Origin of the sequence: Thermoflexibacter ruber (genome assembly GCF_900113045.1) — a bacterium.
In the GTDB taxonomy this organism is placed as follows: domain Bacteria; phylum Bacteroidota; class Bacteroidia; order Cytophagales; family Thermoflexibacteraceae; genus Thermoflexibacter; species Thermoflexibacter ruber.
On the sequence record NZ_FONY01000045.1, the window covers coordinates 1 to 21161 of the forward strand.

20 protein-coding genes and 1 pseudogene are annotated in these 21161 nt (G+C 37.7%); 13 read left to right on the top strand and 8 right to left on the bottom strand.

Going from position 1 to position 21161, the window contains the following annotated elements:
• Positions 1-242: pseudogene (locus tag BM141_RS23115) on the bottom strand (IS982 family transposase); the annotation flags it as partial.
• A gap of 128 nt (positions 243-370) precedes the next feature.
• Here BM141_RS23115 and BM141_RS18975 point away from each other — a divergent pair.
• Positions 371-715 carry a S41 family peptidase gene (locus BM141_RS18975; RefSeq protein WP_091549044.1) on the top strand — a complete coding sequence of 115 codons (345 nt, stop codon included), beginning with the start codon at positions 371-373 and terminating at the stop codon, positions 713-715.
• A 78-nt stretch (positions 716-793) separates the two neighbouring features.
• Here the strand turns inward: BM141_RS18975 and BM141_RS18980 are convergent, their stop codons facing one another.
• Positions 794-3115, bottom strand: coding sequence for a SpoIIE family protein phosphatase (locus BM141_RS18980; RefSeq protein WP_091549045.1), 2322 nt, complete (start codon positions 3113-3115; stop codon positions 794-796).
• Between the two features lie 337 nt (positions 3116-3452).
• Positions 3453-4805 (bottom strand): flavin monoamine oxidase family protein, encoded by a 1353-nt coding sequence (locus BM141_RS18985; protein WP_091549046.1) that lies wholly within the window; start codon positions 4803-4805, stop codon positions 3453-3455.
• Positions 4806-4979: 174 nt separating this feature from the next.
• Here BM141_RS18985 and BM141_RS18990 point away from each other — a divergent pair, with 174 nt between their 5' ends.
• From BM141_RS18990 to BM141_RS19015, 6 genes are all read left to right on the top strand, one after another.
• Positions 4980-5681, top strand: a complete 702-nt coding sequence (locus BM141_RS18990; protein WP_091549047.1) for a hypothetical protein — start codon at positions 4980-4982, stop codon at positions 5679-5681.
• A 59-nt stretch (positions 5682-5740) separates the two neighbouring features.
• The gene (locus BM141_RS18995; RefSeq protein ID WP_091549048.1) at positions 5741-7507 is read left to right on the top strand and encodes a chemotaxis protein CheA; all 1767 of its coding nucleotides are present in this window, start codon (positions 5741-5743) and stop codon (positions 7505-7507) included.
• A gap of 14 nt (positions 7508-7521) precedes the next feature.
• A complete protein-coding gene (locus tag BM141_RS19000) occupies positions 7522-8175 on the top strand; it encodes a chemotaxis protein CheC (protein ID WP_091549049.1) in 654 nt (217 codons plus the stop codon).
• Positions 8176-8202: 27 nt separating this feature from the next.
• Positions 8203-10155 (top strand): PAS domain S-box protein, encoded by a 1953-nt coding sequence (locus BM141_RS19005; RefSeq protein ID WP_143090996.1) that lies wholly within the window; start codon positions 8203-8205, stop codon positions 10153-10155.
• A 97-nt stretch (positions 10156-10252) separates the two neighbouring features.
• Positions 10253-10765: a gliding motility lipoprotein GldH gene (locus BM141_RS19010; protein WP_091549051.1), complete on the top strand. Its 513-nt coding sequence runs from the start codon at positions 10253-10255 to the stop codon at positions 10763-10765.
• A 66-nt stretch (positions 10766-10831) separates the two neighbouring features.
• On the top strand, positions 10832-12364 hold the full coding sequence (locus BM141_RS19015) for a cryptochrome/photolyase family protein (RefSeq protein WP_091549052.1): 1533 nt from the start codon (positions 10832-10834) through the stop codon (positions 12362-12364).
• A gap of 141 nt (positions 12365-12505) precedes the next feature.
• Here the strand turns inward: BM141_RS19015 and BM141_RS19020 are convergent, their stop codons facing one another.
• Positions 12506-12883, bottom strand: coding sequence for a hypothetical protein (locus tag BM141_RS19020; protein ID WP_091549053.1), 378 nt, complete (start codon positions 12881-12883; stop codon positions 12506-12508).
• A 22-nt stretch (positions 12884-12905) separates the two neighbouring features.
• The gene (locus BM141_RS19025) at positions 12906-13223 is read right to left on the bottom strand and encodes a hypothetical protein (RefSeq protein ID WP_143090997.1); all 318 of its coding nucleotides are present in this window, start codon (positions 13221-13223) and stop codon (positions 12906-12908) included.
• A 298-nt stretch (positions 13224-13521) separates the two neighbouring features.
• Here BM141_RS19025 and lepB point away from each other — a divergent pair, with 298 nt between their 5' ends.
• Together lepB and BM141_RS19035 are read left to right on the top strand one after the other, a co-directional pair.
• Positions 13522-14637: a signal peptidase I gene (gene lepB / locus BM141_RS19030; RefSeq protein ID WP_091549055.1), complete on the top strand. Its 1116-nt coding sequence runs from the start codon at positions 13522-13524 to the stop codon at positions 14635-14637.
• Between the two features lie 27 nt (positions 14638-14664).
• Positions 14665-15177: a Rid family detoxifying hydrolase gene (locus BM141_RS19035; RefSeq protein WP_091549056.1), complete on the top strand. Its 513-nt coding sequence runs from the start codon at positions 14665-14667 to the stop codon at positions 15175-15177.
• 62 nt (positions 15178-15239) lie between these two features.
• On the opposite strand, the gene hpf is transcribed toward BM141_RS19035, so the two are convergent.
• Both hpf and BM141_RS19045 read right to left on the bottom strand, forming a co-directional pair.
• Entirely contained in the window at positions 15240-15602 is a 363-nt protein-coding gene (gene hpf, locus BM141_RS19040; protein WP_091549057.1) for a ribosome hibernation-promoting factor, HPF/YfiA family, read from the bottom strand.
• Between the two features lie 119 nt (positions 15603-15721).
• Positions 15722-16639, bottom strand: coding sequence for a tyrosine-type recombinase/integrase (locus BM141_RS19045; protein WP_091549058.1), 918 nt, complete (start codon positions 16637-16639; stop codon positions 15722-15724).
• A gap of 94 nt (positions 16640-16733) precedes the next feature.
• On the opposite strand from BM141_RS19045, the gene BM141_RS19050 reads away from it, so the two are divergent.
• From BM141_RS19050 to BM141_RS19060, 3 genes are all read left to right on the top strand, one after another.
• On the top strand, positions 16734-17477 hold the full coding sequence (locus BM141_RS19050) for an ATP-binding cassette domain-containing protein (RefSeq protein ID WP_177217458.1): 744 nt from the start codon (positions 16734-16736) through the stop codon (positions 17475-17477).
• Positions 17478-17555: 78 nt separating this feature from the next.
• Entirely contained in the window at positions 17556-18527 is a 972-nt protein-coding gene (gene pfkA, locus BM141_RS19055; RefSeq protein ID WP_091549060.1) for a 6-phosphofructokinase, read from the top strand.
• A gap of 44 nt (positions 18528-18571) precedes the next feature.
• Entirely contained in the window at positions 18572-19210 is a 639-nt protein-coding gene (locus tag BM141_RS19060) for an arylesterase (RefSeq protein ID WP_091549069.1), read from the top strand.
• On the opposite strand, the gene BM141_RS19065 is transcribed toward BM141_RS19060, so the two are convergent.
• Complete coding sequence (locus tag BM141_RS19065) at positions 19205-19978, bottom strand: formylglycine-generating enzyme family protein (protein WP_091549061.1); 774 nt, start codon at positions 19976-19978, stop codon at positions 19205-19207. The genes BM141_RS19060 and BM141_RS19065 overlap by 6 nt on opposite strands.
• A gap of 222 nt (positions 19979-20200) precedes the next feature.
• On the opposite strand from BM141_RS19065, the gene BM141_RS19070 reads away from it, so the two are divergent.
• Entirely contained in the window at positions 20201-21154 is a 954-nt protein-coding gene (locus BM141_RS19070; RefSeq protein WP_091549062.1) for a carbohydrate kinase family protein, read from the top strand.
• The last annotated feature ends 7 nt before the right edge of the window (positions 21155-21161 follow it).

Here is a 21161-nt window from a genome sequence, read left to right on the forward strand (position 1 = left end):
GTATAACTGTTTGGAAAATAAGATTTTAGATAGCCTTTAATAATACTTTGATAGTAATATTTGAAACATTTCATGCCTGATATATGATAATAAATCACAATTGCCATGATTTCTGAACAAGACATTTTTTCTTGTGGTACAACTTGTCCTTGACTTAATTGATACTGTTCAAATTTTTTAGCAAAGTCATCACAAGTAATGTAAATTTCTATTAGTTTTGTTGTGTTCAATATTAAGTACATAGTATTCTTTGATTAGTGTAATTTTCAAATATACTATATTTATTAATATTGAACATTTTTTATCATAAAAAATTGACTTTTAAACAATTACCTCAATAACTCACGTTATTAATAGTTTGCGTCCATTTATGAATGTAGCTATTGTCGGTTCTCGTACTTTTGGCAAGTTTGTAGGAGGACCGATTATGGTAGAGCAAAATCATACTTTCTCTCCTATTACTTTTCGCACTACCAATGCAATAGGTGAAGTATTTTACCAAGGCATGGAACCTAATTTTGCTACTGTGGAAGACGCTTCTCGCAATTGGGGAGATACACGCGACCCTATGTTTGGTGCGGCTTTGCACTATGCCATCAACGGTAACTTTAATGGTTTCTCTGCCTCGACTTCGGGTAGAATAGAAATAGGAACGGAAATCACCAATATTTATGGCACAGAACCTATGTTAGAAGGCTTGTATTGGAGAAATTAGTAGGTAAACTTTTGAATAATGAGATGAGTTTGTCTAAAAAGCCAAAATTTTGACCTTTTAGACAAATTTTTTTTAATTTTATACTCTAAAGCCCATCACCAGCACATCGTCTATTTGCTTGGTATCCTTTTTCCAATTATCAAATTCATTGGATAGAATCTCTCTTTGACGCTCAAATTCCTCTTGATGTATTGAGAGCAGAAGTTCACTAAGCCGTTGTTTGCTGTACTTTTTATTAGTTTCTCCACCAAATTGGTCGTGGAAGCCATCAGAGAATAGATAACAAGTGGTAGGTTTGTCTATGGAAATAGTGTGCTTTGTAAAATTATTTTCTTTAAGTTGAAGTCCGCCTAAGGACATCATTGTTCCTTTGATGCTATGTAGCTCACCGTCTTGGATATACAGCAGAGGAGTTTTGGCTCCTGCATATTCTAAGGTCTTATTGGTTTTATCTATGAGGCATATACCCATATCCATGCCGTCATTGTTTGCACTTTCTTCTTGATTGAGCATGTATCGAATCCCTGTATGCAACTCAGTCAAAATCACATCTGGGGAGTCTATCCCTTGCGTATTGATAATTTTTTCTAAAAGTGCATCACCTACCATACTCATAAAGGCACCGGGTACGCCGTGTCCTGTGCAGTCTGCTGCTATCAAAAAAGTTTGCTTATGCCCTGTAACAGGATTAGTTTTTTCTGAGAACCAGTAAAAATCACCACTAACAATATCTCGGGGTCTAAAAAAGACGAAAAAGTTGGGGATAGCCTGCTGAATAAGTGCCACATCAGGGAAAGTAGATTTTTGGAGGCGTTGGGCATAGTTCAAACTTGCAGTAATATTGGCATCTTTTTTATGTAATTCTTGATTTATCTTTTGCAGATTCTCAGCTTGCACACGCATTTCTTCATTTTTCTGGTTGATTTCATCTACTTTTTCGCTCAGTTGTTGGGTAGCTACTGCTAAGTTTTTATTTGCTACTTCTATTTTCTTCTTTTGAGTATTTACATATCTCAAAACAGTAAGAGAAGCAATGACCAACAAGCCTAAAATCGCCGCTACCGCAGAAATAGCCAATATATTTTTACGAAAATCGGATTCCATTTCCTGTTTTTCCTTTTCCATTTCTCTGAGCAGCTCCTCGTCCATTTTATTTTTTGCAGAAACAAAAGAACGCATCATTTCCAATCGGTTCTTGGTCTGTTGTTGATTGTACTCAAATACTTTAGCATTTGTATTCATTAACTCTTCCAAACTTACCAAATAGCTTTGTAGGACTTGCTTTTGTGATTCATTCAGGGACTTATCTTTGGCTAACTCCTCATTAATTTTATCAATTTCTGCCTTAACCCTATCACTTGACTGCTCAAAAAGTTCTTTTTCTGCATTCAGCTCGTCTGTAACCCGGTTGAATCGGCTCGCATAATCTCCTTTTTTGATGGTATCTGCCTTGTTGCTTACTGTTTTAACATCTGTATTCGCAGGATTAATATTGGCTTCTTCTATGACAGGAGAACGTGGAAGTTCACTGCGTACAAGGATAAAAACTTTGTTTCCCTCTGCGTAATCTGTCTTCAACTTGTCAAAACCTTTGATGATGAACTTCACTGAGCGAATATCTTTGGCTTCTATACTAAACTTGCCTTCGGAGTCCGTCTTGAAAAATCCTATCCCCCACGCATTCACAGAAAGGTCTGTAACAGGCTTGGAGTTCTCGTCTAAGATATTAATTTGATAGGTGCTAAGTTTATCTGCTAAAGCATCGCTTTTGTTGGTAGTTTCTTTCTCACTTTCATTGAGCGTAGTAGCCCCGTTTCCCTCACCTTTCCAGATGATATACAAGGTCATTTTTTTCTCATCGTATTTCACATAAGAAGCGTTGATATGCTTGCCATCTACTAAAATTTTATTCTTGTTGCTAAACTTCTCATCGGGTGGGATTCGCAAGTAAAAAACTCCTTTCTCATTGGTCATCGCTACGTCCATGAGCGCAACTCCTTCTACCGTAATCCATGCTTTTTTTACAGGTACCCCATTGGCGTTATAAAGTATTCCTTTGATAGTTTTAGCACTTAAAATCTCATTTTGAGAGAGTCTAATCATCTCTATAATAAGTAGTTCCTTTTCCCTATCAAATTTCCAATTTTCTAATTTATAGCCGGACTTATATACTTTTACATTTTTAATTTCAGGATTTTTAGAAAAGATAGTAGCGCGAAACCTACCCATAGAAGTACTCTGAATGTACTGTCCATTTTCTATGGATACCTTCGCATCGCCTACGGGAAGCCCCGTATCATCTATGATACGTCCGTTTATCTCTACGTGACTTTGGGCAAGGAGAAAGGCTGTAGAGAAAAGAGCTGTGATAAGTGCTAAAAAAAATGCTAAATATTTCATCTTCTTAATCTAATGGGGTAAAGGTAAACTGTATCAAAGGTTTAAAGCAGTTAGAGTGAAAATCTGGATTCAAATAAAAAAATAGGTGTTTAACTATTTGCTATTTTATGCTTAAACCTTACATAATATTTTATACTATCTACTTATGCAATCTACGATATTTTTTGCATATATTTCTATGTTACACTCATTTTTTATGCCAAATTAAGTGGATTTACAGATAATTTTTAATATGATTTAACTTTTTCTAAGAAAACTTAAAAGTTTATCTTAGAAAACTTTTTCTTAAACAAATTCTTTTTAAAGATTTATATTAAAAATAAGATTAAAATATTACTTATGCCGAAAGTACCTCTTGCACTACTCTCTCCCCAGAGCGGATTGCCCCTTCTATGTAGCCATTCCAAATAGGAGAAGTCTCCGTTCCTGCCCAGTGAATATTCCCAAAAGGTTTGGCTAAGGCTTCGCCTAAAGATGTCCATGCTCCAGTAGTCATATAGCCTACATAACACCCGCGGCTCCATTCTTCCTCTGCCCAGCATTTATCTATGTAGTACGAAGGATTTAGTGCCTTTTCACCGAATAATTTTTCAAAAGTATTCAAAACCAGTGATTTACGTTCCTCTTGGGAAAAACTCATCAGTTGTTTTGCCCTGTCGGCTAATGAAAAGCCCAACAAGATACCATACTTAGCATCAAAAGGCGAGTTGTCAAAGGTTACTTGGACATATCCCTCATCTAACATAGCTTGTCCACTGTAGCCATGCTCTCTCCAAAAAGGTCGCTCGTAAATTGCCATACACTTAATCACCGTTCCCATAGGCATTCTTTGCAGGAGCTGCTCACGTTGCGCTGGGAGAAGTGGCTCATAATGAATACGCTGTGCCATAGGAGGCGGTACAGCAACAATGACTTTTTTAGCCAAAAAAATACCTTTTTCTGTAAAGACCTCTACCTTATTCCCTTCTTGCTTTATCTTTTGAACTGGGTGGCTCAGTAAAATATTTTCCTTTAATACTTCTGCTAACTTATTGGCTATCAGCTGCGCTCCTCCGACAAATCTATCTTGTTGCGCCCCGTTTTCTATATTGAGCAATACATTTAGATTAGTTCCTGACTTGATATAAAACAAGGCATGTAAAAGGGAAATTTCAGAAGGAGAACAGGCAAATAGTGTTTCCAAACCCGCCTCTACTACTTTTTGGGCATTAGAAAAATAAATGTTTTCTTTTAAAAAACTTGCTAAAGTTTTACTATCTAATTCCTTTGCCTTCATAGACTTCCAAGGATGTTGCAAATCTATCTGTTTGGCTACTCGGTCTAATTTTTTCAACACAAAGTCAATATTGAGTAAAGAAGGCAGGTCTATTTTAGGAATTAATCCAGTATATTCTTTGCGTTGATTGTTTAACAAAATCACATTTTTTCCCTCATTATAGGTTTTAAAAGTATTTACGTGCATCTCTCGGGCAAGAGCATAAATCCTATCTTGGGTAGGTCCTATCCATTGACCACCTAAGTCCACATATAACTGATTATCAATGTAGTGTGTGTAAACTCTGCCCCCAACTCTTTCTCTGGCTTCTAAAAGGAGAACGGTTTTCCCTGTTTCTTTGAGCAAACGGGTTGCTGTTAGCCCTGCATAACCCGCTCCTATGACGATTACGTCTAATAATGCGTTGTTTTCCATAAATTTGTTATCCAATAAGTCATTAAAAAGGTTAATTTACCTTATTGTGCTTGCATTTTGCAAAATGGCTTAAAAGTTTGTTAATATTGTGCAAAAATGCTTCAATAAAGATATTGCGAAAAATATCAAAAACTATGGAGCGGTTAGTTTATAAATAAAAAATCACATACAAAAATGATTAACCTTTTTAAAACCAGATATTTAGCTTTGTACTTTTCTCTTATTCCTGCCTTTATTTTAAGTGCTTGCTTTGAGGTGAAAGAAGAAGTTTCTTTGAAAAATAATGGTTCAGGGACTTATACCATGTTGATAGACCTAAGCAAGAGTAAGAACCTTGTGGATATTTTTATGAAAATGAACCAAAATGAGGAGAAAATCAGTGCTGAGGAGATAGATTCTACTTTCGTCAAAGGTGCCGAAGACCTCAATAAAATGGAAGGCATCAGCAACGCTCAGGGAATTAATGACAAGGTAAATTATATTTTTGGAATGAAGTTCGATTTCAAAGATATAGATGCGCTTAACGATGCCTTAAATGAAATGAACCGCCGCAAATACCCTGAATTAGAGAGTTTTCCTGCAATTTACAAGATAGAAAAAAAGAATTTGGAAAGGATTAATTTTTTTCACTTAAAAGGGTTGACTGATTTCTCGGAGCAGTCAGGGGGCGACCAGCAAAAAGAAGAACAGATGAAAAATTTTTTAAAAACAGCCACTTTTACCTCTGTGATTCGCCTTAGTGAGGGGAAAATCCGCAAGTCATCTAACGAGAAATTTGTTTTGTCAGCAGACAAGAAAGAAATTAAGCTACAAGCCAATCTTTTAGAAGTATCCGAAGGCAAAGTAAATTTGGAAAATGTAATTAGAATAAAATAAGTCTTTTCGTATATTTCGAGAAATATTTGTTTTTCAAAAGCAGATAGAGCCATGACCAAATGAAAAATGACGAACTCAAAGAAATTTTCTTGGCAGAAGCCTTAGAAAGCTACGAACAGTTGAACCGCTTTTTCACCCAATTGGAAAAAGACCACACCAACCAAAAGGCGGTAGAGGCTATTTTTCGCATTACTCACACGCTCAAAGCCAATGCAGCCGCGATGGGCTACGAAGGCATTGCAGAAATTGCTCACCTGCTCGAGGATATTTTTGGGGAGGTTAAGAAAGGAAATTTACTTCTCGATACGCAGAAATTCAACGACTTATTTAGAGCAAATGACAAACTTGGCGAACTTATACAAAACATCAATGCTGATAGGAAAATTGCTTACAAGGGCTTAACTACCAAGCTAAAAGTAATTTTAAGGGAAAGTGCTAACAAAAAGATAGAAGGAGAAACCATAGTAAATACTCCTCTCCAAACTGAATTGGTGAAGGTCGATAATGAACTACCCAACGAGGAGAAAATTGCTGAGGAAGAGAAAAACGAAGAAATCAATGCTACTACCTCCCAATTAGCCTTCTCTGATTTGATACAAGTGCCTATCCGTAAGTTAGATAGCCTGCTCAACTTAGTAGGGGAGTTGTTGGTGGAGAGAGATAGGCTGATGCTGAAAGTAGCTGATGACCGTCTGCGAAAAAATGAATATGCCCGCCTTTATCGCTTGACCTCTGATTTGCAGTATGGAGTGATGAATGTTCGCTTAGTGCAGGTCAATTTGCTATTTATGAAATTCCACCGCATTGTCAGAGATGTTGCTACCTTAGAAGCAAAAAAAGTAAATTTAGTATTAGAAGGTACTGAAATAGAAATAGATGGAGCCGTTTTGCAAAGTATTAGCGATGCAATGGTGCATTTGGTCAGAAATGCCATCAGCCATGGTATAGAGCCACCTACCGACAGGGTATTGAAAAGTAAATCGGAAGTAGGTACGGTAAAGCTAAGTGCAAGAAACGAGCGCGATGCAGTAATTATCGAGATAAGCGATGACGGAAAAGGCATTAATCCTGAGTATATTAGGAAAAAATTGGTACAAAAAAAAATGGTGAGCCAAGAAGCCGCAGATAGTCTTTCTGATGACGATGTGATTAATTATATTTTTGAATCGGGCTTCTCGAGTGCAGAGCAAGTTACCGAAGTTTCAGGTCGCGGCGTGGGCATGGACGTGGTAAAAAATACTATCAATGCGATTGGAGGAAAAATCAGCATTAGGACAATGGTCAATGCTGGGACTACTTTTAGCCTTGCTTTGCCGACTTCTTTGGCTGTAAAAAGTGTGATGCTTTTTGAAGTATTAGCAACTAAGTACGCTATTCCTATCATTTTTACCGAAGCAGTTGTGGCATTCAAAAAAACTAATTTTCAAAAATTAGGCAAAGGCTTGGTAGTAACGTATTTAGAGGAAACCTTACCCGTCATTTTCCTGAGAGATTTGTTCAGTATTCAATCTTTGGCAGACCTTTATCAAAGTGCTTTTTGGCAAAACACTTATCAAACTCTTGATGAAAAAGAAAAAATTTATATAATTATCGTTTCCTTTGACAATAAGCAAATTGGCTTGGTGGTAGATAAGTTGGTACAACAAAAAGAAATTGTGGAAAAACCCTTGCTTTATCCCTTACATCATCATAAATTGATAAGTGGAACAACTATCTTAGGCGATGGGAGTGTGTGTCTTGTGTTGGATATTCCTTCTATTGTAAATTTGCTGTTCAGAGGACGAAAAGCCCTGCAAACTATCCCTAATGGAGTATCGGTAAATTAAAAAAATAACTGAACATGAACGATTTGCTCGAACCCAATGAGCTACATTTAGCAAATAAACTTATGAATTTGGCACTGGCAAATTCAGCAGAATCCTTTTCTCAATTAGCAAAAAATGAGATAAAATTGCAAAGTGCCGAAGTACAATTTAAACCGATTCGTTATGTGCTTGCAGAGAACCTGAACCAAGATGAGTTGCAGTATGTACTTGCCTCAGCTATCATGGGGGATATGCCTGCCCACAGTTACCTGATTTTAAAATTTGCTGATGCCGCCAATCTTTCCAAAGCCTGCCTTCCCGCTTCTGCTCACCACGATACAGAGATGCGAGAGGCTTTTCTCACAGAAATTGCCAATATCTTGACCGCTTCGGTCATTACTCAACTATCTAACTTTTTCAAAATCAAAATTTTTGGCTACGTGCCTTTGCTGAAAAAACTTTCTTTCCCCAAAATCAAAGAAATGATAATGAACGAAATGGACAAAGACGATGTAAGTTTTTATTTGAAAACCAATTTTATTACCCCTGATTTGAAGATACAACCTGATTTTATTTGGACGTTTAACCATTCTTTTATTGATATTATTAAAAATATGTCAAAAAATGAAAATAACCTCTTATATTTAACCAATCAAGATAGCTACGTAAAGCAGTACATTGTAGCATAACTTTTAAAATAAAATCAAAAAAGACGAGTGAAGAAACTAACTGTATATCATATACTTGTAGGTCTGCTAACGTTAATTTTCTTACTTGCTTTGTCTATATATTTTTGGGGCAAAGAAAGGTGGAGTTTTGTCTTCATTATTGCTATTGTCTTGCTTTCTTTGCTTTGCATTTATCTACTTTACAGGCATTTTAGAGTAGCTATCCCACACTTGATTGAAATTAGCGATGAGGTTTCTACGGGCAATTTTAACGCAAGCCTCAGACGCAGAGTAGATAAGACCTTGCTGCCCTTAGTATATTCATTCAATCGAGTAGTCAATAATTTTAAAAATGCTACTCATTTTGCCCTTCATATTGGGGAAGGGAAGTTTGATGCTCCTTTCCAAAAAGCAGGGGAGGGCGACCTGCTCGGTGAGGCACTAATAGAGATGCGAAATAAACTCAAAAAAGCCTATGAAGACGAAGAAGAAAGACGCAGACAAGGCAGAATCAGAGGAGAAATGGGCAACTTGCTCCGCCAATATCAACGCGCTGAGTTGAAAACCCTTTGCGATGCTTTCCTTGCTAAACTAATCCCTATTTTAGACCTCAACCAAGGGGGCATCTTTTTGATAATCAATGAGGAGAATACCCAGCCTTTCTTAGCATTAGTGTCTTGCTACGCCTATAACAAGAAAAAATACATAGAAAAACGCCTTAGTATCAATCAAGGATTGATAGGGCAGTGTTTGAAAGAAAAAAATACCATTTATTTAGAGGAAATCCCTGAAAACTATGTCTATATCACCTCAGGCTTGGGGCAGGCTGTTCCCCAAAGCCTGCTACTCGCCCCAATCAGAGCCAATGAAAAAATAATAGGTGTATTAGAGGTTGCCTCTTTGCATGCTATCGGTCGGGAGAATATCCAACTTGTGGAAGTCCTCAGCGAAAGATTAGGAGGCATTATTGCGACTATTCAAACCAATGAGCAAACTAAGAAATTCTTGGAAGAGGCTACTCGCATCAACACAGAACTGATGTCCAAAGAGCATCTTATGCGAAAAAACGCAGAGGAACTAAGCCGAGTCAAAGAAGAATTGAGCAAAAAGCTCCTCGAGCAGCAGCAAGAAAGTAATTTGATGAAATACATTTTAGAGGCAATTAATAAAACCAATGCTGCCGTAGAGTTTGATTTTGAAGGGAATATCATCAGCGTGAATGAGATGTACTTGAAAGTCATGGGCTATCAGAAGGAAGAACTCATCGGGCAAAATGAAAGAATACTTCTCCCCAAAGACGAGATAGACTCCCAACGTTATCAACTGCTCTGGGAAAGCCTGAAAAGCGGCGCGCACATCACAGGGGAATACCGCAGAGTAAGCAAGTCGGGTAAAGAAGTTTGGCTCAACGGTACCTATAATCCCATTTTTGACATAGATGGCAGACCTACCTCTGTGATTCAATTTGCCCAATTCACTACGGAGGAAAAAGAAAAAGACTTGGACTATGCCTCCAAAATTGCTGCACTCAATCAGTCTGTTCCTGTTTTAGAACTCGACCTACACTGTCATATCAAAACTGTAAACCAACTGTTTGCCAATATGACCCAGTACAAACGTAATCAGTTGATAAAAAAGAATTTTTGTGAGTTGATACCAGCTAAAGAGGACTTTCAAAAAGAATGGGAGCAGATAGCTGCGGGGGAAGTAAAAAATATAGTCTTAGCCATCATTGCAGCAGACAATACGCTGATGTTTTTTCATACTAACTTCTGCCCCATCAGGAACTTAGAGGGAAAAATTCACAAAGTTCAGGTCATCATGGTCAATATTACTGAGCAGAAAGAAATGGAAATGGAACTACTCAATAAGCAGGAAGCCATGCGCGAAGCCTTAGAAAAATTAGAACTTGCTCAAAAAGAGGTAAAAAACAGAGAAGCAGAGTTAGAAGTACTGCTTGCCCAAGAGCGTGCTAAAAACAGTATTTTTAGTGCCAAATAGAAAAAACAGCTGATTTGGTCTTTTTTAGTCTTGGGAAAAATAGAAAACTATCTACTAATCGTATAATTTTGTACGTAAAACTATAACTTAAAACCCAATGCTATTATTACGTAGATTTTATTTTTATCGCTTGAAATCTCATTTTTTGATTCTACTTTTTGCAATTTCCTTTTTATTTTACGCTTGCGACAGTCAAAGAGTTTTTGAGGGCTACCAAGACCTGCCGCAAAGAAAATGGGCTGATAATCAAATCATGAGTTTTGATTTTGAAATCCAAGATATACAAGTACCTTACAATTTGTATTACCACATTCGCAATACACTATCCTATCCATATTATAACTTATACATTGTCTATGAGTTAAAAGACTCGACAGGAAAAGTAATTGCTGAGAAAATGATAGAGAATAACCTCATGCACCCTCAAACAGGCGAACCTTACGGCAAAGGCATAGGAGATTTATTTGACCACCGTTTTGCCTTGCTTACCAATTACCGATTTGCTCGAGCAGGAAAATATACCCTTCATTTGCGCCAATATATGCGTATGCAAGAACTCCCTGAGATTGTGGCAGTAGGTTGCAGAGTAGAGAAGGCAATAGAGAACTAAACTTTATTGAAACAAAACAAATCTTGTAAGGCTTAGGTTATAAGAAAAACCTGATTCCCTAAGCCAATGAAGATATTACGCCTTGTACTTGGCGACCAACTCAATCATCATCACTCTTGGTTTCAACAAGTTGATAGCCAAGTAACTTACGTAATGATGGAGGTTTTGCAAGAAACCAACTATGTCAGGCATCATATCCAAAAAATTGTAGCCTTTTTTGCCTCCATGCGATACTTCGTTTCCGAGATGCAAGCAAAAGGACATCAGTTTATTTACCTGACCTTAGACCATGTTGAAAATCATCAGTCTATTCCTGAGAATTTGCTGAACATTATTGAGAAGTACTCAGTAGAAAAATTTGAATACCTCCTTCCTGACGAGTATCGCTTAGATGTTCAGCTTGCCGACTTTTGTAAAAAACTCTCTATCCCTTCGCAAGCGTATGATACTGAGCATTTTTTGACTACCCGCTACGAAATGCGCAATTTTTTCAAAGGCAAGAAAACCTACCTGTTGGAAAGCTTTTATCGAAGTATGCGAAAAAAATACCATATCCTTATGGAAAATGGAGAACCGCAGGGGGGAAGGTGGAACTTTGATGCAGAAAATCGGAAAAAGTTTGATGGAAAAGTAAACGTGCCTACCCCGCTTACTTTTAAAAACGAGGTGAAGGAAATTGTAAAGATGATTAAAAAATTCAATATCAATACCATAGGTAGAATTGAGATAGATAATTTTGAGTGGTGTATTAACCGAGAACAAGCCCTGCAACTCTTAGATTTTTTTGTAAAGCGTTGTTTAAAACATTTTGGTACGTACCAAGACGCTATGGAAACAAACTTCCCTTATCTTTTCCATTCGCGACTTTCTTTTGTGATGAATGTAAAACTGCTTAGTCCTCTGGAAGTAGTGCAAGCCGCCATAGACTATTGGGAAAAAAATCAGCATGAAATAGCGATTGCTCAAATAGAAGGATTTGTGCGGCAAATCATAGGCTGGCGGGAGTACATGAGGGGAGCGTATTGGGCAAATATGCCGCAGTATGCAACGCTAAACTTTTTTGAGCATCAAAACCCACTTCCTGAGTTCTATTGGACTGGGCAGACTAAAATGAACTGTCTAAAACACGCTATCAATCAATCTTTGGACAAAGCCTATGCCCATCATATCCAAAGACTAATGGTTACAGGTAGCTTTGCCAATTTAGCAGGCGTACACCCTGACTACGTAGATGAATGGTACTTAGGTATTTATATAGATGCCATAGAATGGGTAGAAATTACCAACACTCGTGGCATGAGCCAATTTGCCGATGGAGGCTTGGTAGCTACCAAACCCTACGTAGGCAGTGCCAACTATATGCACAAAATGACCAACTATTGTACTAAATGCCACTACAACAAGGACTTAAAATACGGGGACAGTGCCTGTCCTTTCAATAGCTTGTATTGGCACTTCTATCACAGGCATAGGGAAAAATTAGAGAAAAATCCGCGTATAGGCATGATGTACGTAACCCTAAACAAAATGCCGCAAGAGGAACTGACAAAGATACTCCAACAAGCAGATAGGTATTTAGAGAAAATAAATGAATTGTGATTTTATCAATTCAAACAAAACTAAATAATGCCCAGCTAATCATTCTTTTTATACTTTTTGGGTGGTCGCTGTACTCTGCAAGTCAAGCCTACTTTAAGTAAGATTAAGTCCAAAGGGTTTGAGTAAATCCTACCCGCATTATCAAGGATATATAATGTCAGGTCTTGCTTCGCTGGCAAAGGGTATCACTACTTCACTACCCGCATTGGGATTAGGCATATCATTTTTCAAGACCATATAGCGTGCATCTTCTCCTCCTGTAAGGTGTGTAACACTGACATCTAAACAAATATAGTTAGTGCGGTGGGTATCATCGTCATATTCTATCTTATGCAAAACAAAACGCAGTCCCAATGTTGCCGACCTCTGAGGTGTTATCGACTCAAATAGATTGTCTATTTTCTCAGGCTTTGGGCAATCTCTCGTATATACCTCAGGGTCTCTTACTACCAGTTCTGTCTTGAAACGTGTGTTACCTGCACTGACAGCAACAAAAGGTCTTACTTTATATGTGCGCATCAGTTCCAATTCGTAAGTGAAACTATAATTGCCGTATCGATTTGTTACATACAATTCTAAATCTGGTGTAATAATTGGAGAATTGGTAATTTTTCTCTAAATTATTGAAACGACCGTAGCCTGCCCAAGAAAAATTGATGCCAATGTAACTTCTTAGTTTGGGAATATACACATAAGCGGGGAAATAAGCACCGTGTGCTGCTTTGCCAAAATTCTGTCGCATCTCTCCTGATGTCTGAGTATAAGTACAACCCAAACCGAATCCAAACTGCGCCTTTAATGAAGAAGAAACTGTCCCCACTAAACAAAAAATAAGTAATGCTTGAATGAGCTTTTTCATGTAGTTAAAAAGGTAGAAGTTTTTAGTAATCAAAAAGATAGCCTTAGGATTGTATTTCTAAGATTGCAAATAGCTGAGTAACAAAGCTTTCATATAGATAATACAACTATTATTGAGCAATTCTAAACTCTGTGAATAGTTTTGTGTTATTAGTAAAACCTTATGCAAGATAGATTAATTTCGCACATTTTTAGCGAATTTTAACAACAAAAAACAAGTGTTTTGATTTTATTTGCCAAAAAAACTACAAACAATCTCTATATTTGCACTATCATCGGTAAACTCTAATTCATCAAAGATGTTGGAAACAAAAGATACAAAGGAAAAAACTAAAACTGAAAAGACAGCAAAAAAGAAAAGTGCTTTACGAGAGTGGGTGGACGCCATTGTTTTTGCGATTATAGCGGCTACTATCATTCGCTGGTTTTTGATTGAGGCATTCACTATCCCTACGCCTTCTATGGAAAAATCCTTGTTGGTAGGAGATTTTTTATTTGTAAGCAAATTTCACTATGGAGCGCGTACCCCCCAAACCTTGTTGCAACTTCCGCTTACTCATCAAAAAATATGGGGGACAGAGATTCCTTCTTACTTAGATTGGATTCAACTCCCTATGTACAGACTTCCCGGTATCAGTGAAATTAAAAATAATGATGTGGTAGTTTTCAACTATCCTCCCGAGGATAACTATCCTACTGATTTGAAAACCAATTATATAAAGAGGTGCATTGGTATTGCAGGAGATACCATAGAAATCAAAAACCGCCAAGTATATATCAATAGAAAAGAGGTAGAAAATCCTCCTTTGATGCAATCCAGCTACGATGTTCGTACCAATGGCTCAGTAATTAACGATAGAGTTTTTAAAAAATACGACATTACAGATACTTACGGTACAGACAAAGGCTATGTAGTCCAAGCTACTCCTGAAACAATGGAAAAGTTTAAAGCTGAGGTAGATATAGTCAAAGCTGTTACCGAAATTACTAACGAAAAGGGGGCTTATTCAGAAATGACTTTCCCTATGGCAGAGGGCTTTGATTGGAGCATAGATAATTTCGGACCTTTGTACATCCCTAAAAGAGGAGATAAAATAAATATAGACAAGAGAAACTTGGCTTTGTACGGAAAGGTAATTACGTACTACGACGGCAATAAGAATGCAGAAATCAAAGAAGATAAGCTATTGATAGACGGCAAGGAAGTTACTGAATATACTTTCAACCAAAATTATTACTTCATGATGGGAGATAATCGCCACAACTCCCAAGATTCTCGCATCTGGGGTTTTGTTCCCGAAGACCATATCTTAGGGAAAGGTTTGTTGGTTTGGTGGTCAATAGACCCCGAGGGAGGTTTAGGAAGTATTTTTAGCCGTATCCGTTGGGGCAGGATAGGAATGTTGATTAAGTAAGGTTTTGGTAATTAACTTTTTAATTCTATGAAATACTTATTTTTGTCATTTTTACTTGGATTATTGGGTGTGGTAGCCTGTTCGCCTCGTACTGCCCAAATAGAGGGAAATGCAGAAGTAAGCAAATCAATAGATACCAGCGTGATTATTTCACCAAGTACGGAAAGGAGAATCATTTATACAGAAAAAGCCCCCAAACCCGTAGGACCTTACAGTCAAGCGATTTTTAAGAACAATACTTTGTATGTAGCGGGTCAGTTAGGCATAGACCCTAAAACAGGACTATTGGTGGGTGACTCGATAGATGTACAGACGCGACAAGCCTTAGAAAATATCAAAGTAATCGTAGAAGAAGCAGGGCTGAGACTGTCTGACGTAGTGCAAACGACTGTATACCTGAAAAATATCAATGATTTCAATAAAATGAATAAGGTGTACGCCACTTACTTTGGGGGAATTTCTCCTGCTCGTGCTACCATAGAAGTTGCCGCTATACCGCTCAAAGCCAAAGTAGAAATTGTAGCGGTGGCAGCGAAATAAAAAACAAGCGATACTTTAAAAGAGTATCGCTTGTTTTTTACTAAAAATATTGACTTTTCTCACTAATCTGCTTCTGCTTCCAACATTTCCTCATCAACTATCTGCATATTTGTATTTGTAGGGTGTTTTTCTCTCAATTTAGTTTTGTGTTTTCCTACTTGCTTTTTAAGCGAAGCTACTGCCTCATCAGTAGCGGCTTCAAAGCTATTTTTTTGTTCTTTGGCAAAGAGGGTTTGACCGGGAAGAAACAACTTGATTTCCACTACCTTGTTATCTCTGCTGTGTTCGCCTTTGTCTAATCGGAGGTAAACTTCGCCGCCTGTGATTCTGTCAAAAAAAGTTTCTAATTTAGCTACTTTTTTGTTGATAAAATCTAACAATTTCTTGTCAGCGTCGAAATGGATGGAATGAATTTGAAGTTTCATAACATTAAAAATTTAATGTGAAAAATGATTTTGAAGCAAGAATAAAACGAAAGTCTTACTCTCAATTAACATACGATTTACATTCGCTTAATGTTGCAGCCATGTAAGGTATTCAAGATTTATGCTTTGGGGTGTGCTTTTTCAAATACACGCTTCAACTTTTCTACTGAATTGTGGGCATAAACCTGTGTAGAGGCGAGTGTACTGTGTCCAAGCAAATCTTTAATAGCATTCAAGTCTGCTCCATTGTTAAGCAAATGCGTAGCGAAGGTATGCCTAAGTACATGAGGACTTCGCCTCTCCAGCGTGCTGACTTGGTCGAGCATTTTTTTGACTATTCGCCAAATCATCATCGGATAAGCCTGCTCCCCATCTGCGGTTGTAATAAGATAGTCATCTGAGGACATCCCTTCAACTATGCCTTTAAGTTGTAAAAATTTTTTTAAAAAGTCAAGTAAAATGTCATGAATTGGAATAATTCTTTCTTTATTTCTTTTGCCTAAGACTTTGATAGTTGCCTTGTGCAAGTTTATATCGCTGATTTTCAGTCCTAAAAGCTCAGATAAGCGAATACCCGTTCCGTACAATAACTCTATGATGAGCTTGTCCCTGATTCCCTCGAAGCCATCCTCGAAAGGAACTTCCTCTAAGAGTTTTTCCATGCGGTCCTCTACGACAAAGAGAGGCAAGTTTTTGCTTACTTTTAACCTTTTTATTTTACTAACGGGATTTTTTTCTACTAATCCTTTCTTTTCTAAGAAGTTATAAAAAGATTTGAGAGCAGAAAGTTTGCGATTGACGGACTTATGATTAAGTTTGGTGCCGTCTTCCTGTGTTTCTACCAAAGAAATTACCCAACAGCGTATGTCTTGTAAGGTAACTTTGTCTAAGGTGATTTCTTCTAACTTTTGCCCTTCTTCTAAGCAAAGTTTTTCATAAAATCCTTCAAACTGAGCCAAGTCGGTCATGTAGGCGGTGATAGTATGTTTGCTACTACGTTTTTGGTATTCTAAGTATTCGGCAAAAGCATCGAGCATGATTTGTCTTTTTTATAAGCTAAATTAACACAATTTTTATTTCTTGCTACATAAAAAGTATAACTTGATATAAAAAAATAATTTTGTCATATATTTGCAGCTAATTAATGAACCAACCAACGTAACCACACAACGCATAGTGCTGAGCATTAAGGATTTGACATTAGCATACCAATCTGAGCGTCTTATTTTGGAAAATCTACATCTTGAAATAGCAGACGGTCAGGTACATGGTTTAGTAGGTATCAATGGCTCAGGCAAGACAAGTCTGCTAAAATGTATCAGTGGAGAAATAGATTTTTATAAAGGCAAGATTTTTTGGAAAGGTAAAGCACTGTCATATAAAGAGGTGGCACTTTTAGAAACAAATAATTATTTTTATCACTATTTGACGGGAAGGGAGTATTTACAAATTTTTCAAGCCTATCAGTCGCAATTCGACATAGCACTTGTCAATGAGATTTTTCAACTTCCTTTGCACGAACTCATAGACAATTACTCAACAGGCATGAAGAAAAAATTAGCTTTTATGGCACTACTTAGCTTGGATAGACCTATCATTATCTTAGACGAGCCTTTCAACGGAATAGACATTGAAGGAAGTTTTGCTTTTCGCAAAATCATCAATGTATTGAAAGAAAAAGGAAAAACCTTGCTGATTACTTCTCATATTTTTGAATCATTGACCAATATTTGCGACCAGATTCATTACTTAGCAGCAAAGAAAATTTATAAGTCTTACACCCAAGCGGAGTTTGGAGATTTGTATAAAGACCTTGAAAATTTATTGGAAAAACAAAATGGATACGCTTGGGAAAAAATAAAGAATATCATTTAGCAAACAGATAAATTTGCATTTTTTAAAGTAAACTAACAATTTTACGCTTTAATTTGTAAAGCATAATTCTTAATCAACATGAAAAACATTGCTGTATTTACCTCAGGAGGAGATGCGCCGGGCATGAACGCCTGCATTAGGGCAGTGGTAAGAGCGGGGATTTATTATGGACTTAACGTATATGGCATCGTAAGAGGCTATGCGGGAATGATTAGCGGGGACATTAGGAAGTTGGAATCTCATTCTGTAAGCAATATTATCCAAAGGGGAGGAACTATTTTAAAATCAGCACGTTGTGAGGAGTTTAAGACAAAAGAAGGACGTGCAAAAGCTTACGAACAAATCAGAAAACATGAAATAGATGGTTTAGTAGCGATTGGAGGGAATGGTACCTTCACTGGAGCGCAGATTTTTTATGAAGAATACGGTATCCCAACCGTAGGTGCGCCCGGTACGATAGACAATGACCTTTACGGCACTGACTACACCATAGGTTTTGATACGGCGGTAAATACTGCCCTCGATGCCATAGACAAAATCCGCGATACAGCAGACTCGCATGACCGCGTATTTTTTATCGAGGTAATGGGGCGCGATTCAGGCTACATTGCTTTGCGCTCTGGCATAGGCGGCGGGGCAGAGCTGGTCATGATTCCCGAAAGACCCAATAGCATTGAGAGAGTGATAGAAACACTTAGAAGTGGAAAGTTTAACTCTAAAACTTCCTCTATTGTGATAGTTGCAGAGGGCGAGCAGATAGGAAATGCCAATAGTGTAGCCCACCAAGTCCGTCAAGAACTCAGCGAACTGGACATACGCGTAACTACTTTGGGACATATCCAACGTGGTGGTTCTCCCACAGCCCTTGACCGCATTATTGCCAGCAGAATGGGCGTAGCCGCAGTAGAGGGCTTGTTGGAAGGAAAGAAAAATGTCATGGCAGGCATCATCAACAACGAAATCATTTATACGCCTTTTATAGATACCATCACCAAGAAAAAACCGCTTTTGCAAGACTTACTCAGAATGTTACCTATATTAAGGATATGAAAAAATTAGCTTGTTCTTTTTTTATTCTAATCTTTTTTATTTTCATGATAGCTTGTACCAATGAAAATAAAACTACGAAGGAAGATATAGCAAATTCTCCAAAAGAAAGTGTAGAAGATACCTCTACAAAAGAAGTAAAAAATATTCTTTTCTTTGGGAATAGCCTTACCGCAGGCTATGGCTTGGAACTTTCTCAAGCTTTTCCTGCTTTGATTCAAGCAAAAATAGACTCTTTAAATTTGCCTTACAAAGTCATCAATGCAGGACTAAGTGGGGAAACTACAGAAAGCGGGAATACACGCATAGATTGGATGCTCAATCAAAAAATTGATGTGTTGGTATTAGAATTAGGAGGTAATGACGGCTTGAGGGGCATAAGTCCTGAATTGACTAAGAAAAACCTACAATCTATCATAGAAAAGACTAAAAATAAGTATCCTGACGTAAAAATAGTATTAGCGGGCATGGAAGCTCCGCCTAATATGGGCGAAAAATTCACTTCTGATTTTAGGAAATTATACAAAGAATTAGCAGAAGCCAATCAAATTGCTTTCATTCCCTTCCTTTTGGAAGGAGTAGGCGGCGACCCCAAGCTAAACCTGCCTGATGGCATTCACCCTACCCCCGAGGGTCATAAAATTGTAGCTGAAACAGTTTGGAAAGTATTGAAGGAGGTACTATAAAGCATTAAAAATACCAACCAAGCGAAAACCAATAATATTGAGGCGAAGTCCTGCCGAGTAGGTATCGCGATTGGTAAGCATACAACATCTGATTCCGTCTCGCCAGCTACCTCCCCGATTGATGCGATTAGTATTGGATTCCAAGTGCGTATTTTCTTTTAAGCATCTTTCTAAGGCTATGATTTGTCCGTTGATGCAAACAGGATTAAGCATTTCTGAGGGCATTTTGGAGAAAGCCTCGCTATCAAAATCATCTTCACACCATTCCCAGACATTGCCACAGAGGTCATGTATGCCCAAATTAGTAGGCTTTTTTAGACCTATTTCTTGGCTTTGGTTGCGACTATTCTCATCGTACCACCCCACTGCAATCAAGTCATCGCCTCCTGCATAAGCATAGTTACTCGTTCCTCTATCGCTGGCGGCATATTCCCACTCTGCTTCTGTAGGTAGGCGAAAGAATACTCCTACCGCCTTCACCTCTTGCCGTACATTGAGCTTGCTAAGAAAATGCTTGCAATCATACCAACTTACCTGCTCAACAGGCTTGCGATAATGCTTAAAATAAGAAGGGTTTTCTCCCATCACCTCTTCGTAAAGTGCTTGGTGTACGGGATATTTCCCTATCCAAAAATCAGAAAGTCTGATACGAGGATTGTGTTTATCTCTGCCCATTTGATAAGAGCCTCCTTGAACTTTTATCATCTCGAGGGTAGCTTTGCCTATTTTTATTTCTACTACGTTAGGGTTTGTATGTTGGCTAATCATGGGAGAAGGTATATGAAATAGTCTTAGAGATAAAATTTTAAATGCTTATATCTTTTTACCTTAATTTTCCTGTAAATTTAGGCAATTTCAAAATATATTCTATATTTAAATAATTTGTTCAAAAGCAATTTTACTCTCATTAAATATTGTTTCTAACATAATAAGTTATTGTTTATCAAATATTTGGGAGTATAAAGTCTTATTATTTAACCAAAGGCATCTATGAAAATACTTTGTATAGGAGAAGCGTTGATAGATATGATTTGCATTGATAAAGGGAAACCTTTGTCAGAAGGAGAAAATTTTTTGAAAAAAACAGGAGGCGCACCCACCAATGTAGCCGCTGCAGTAGCCGCTCTGGGGGGGCAGGTAGCATTAGCGGCGAAAGTGGGGAATGACCCTTTTGGCAAGCAGTTGATTGATACCATGCAAAATTTTGGGGTGGATACTCGTCTAATGTTCCAAGATAAAAACGTTTTTACTACTCTTGCTTTTGTTTCTTTGATGGAAAATGGGGAAAGAGATTTTGTTTTTAGTCGGGGAGCCGATGCCAATTTAAGTATAGAAGAAATTGAGCGGGTTGATTTGAATGAATTTGGCATTGTTCACTTTGGCTCGGCTACTTGCTTTTTAGAAGGAGACTTGCGAGAGGCTTATCAATACCTCCTGAACAAGGCATTAACAAACAATCTATTTATTAGTTTTGACCCTAACTATCGCCATCTTTTATTCAAAGATAAAATTCAAGATTTTATTGACCAATCTTGGTATTTTTTGGAGCATTGTCATTTTTTCAAATTGAGTGATGAGGAGGCAATGCTTCTGACCAAGAAAAATTCTTTGCAAGAGGCAGCAAGGCATTTTTTAGAAAAGACAAAGGCTATTTTTGCGATTACCTTAGGCAAGGAAGGCACGCTACTTGGCTATCAAGACCAACTTTACACCATACCAAGTATTCCTATTAATCCTGTGGATACTACCGGAGCGGGAGATGCTTTTGTAGGTGCGGTGCTTTACCAACTCAGCCGTTATTCACGCATGCAGACTCAATCTTTGTCTTTTGCAGAATGGCAAAGCATCATCACCAATGCAAATCGTGCAGGGGCGCACACATGCGAGTACATGGGGGCAATGGAGGCTTTTAAGCATCTAAGTAGTGGAATTTTTTTACAATAGAAAAACA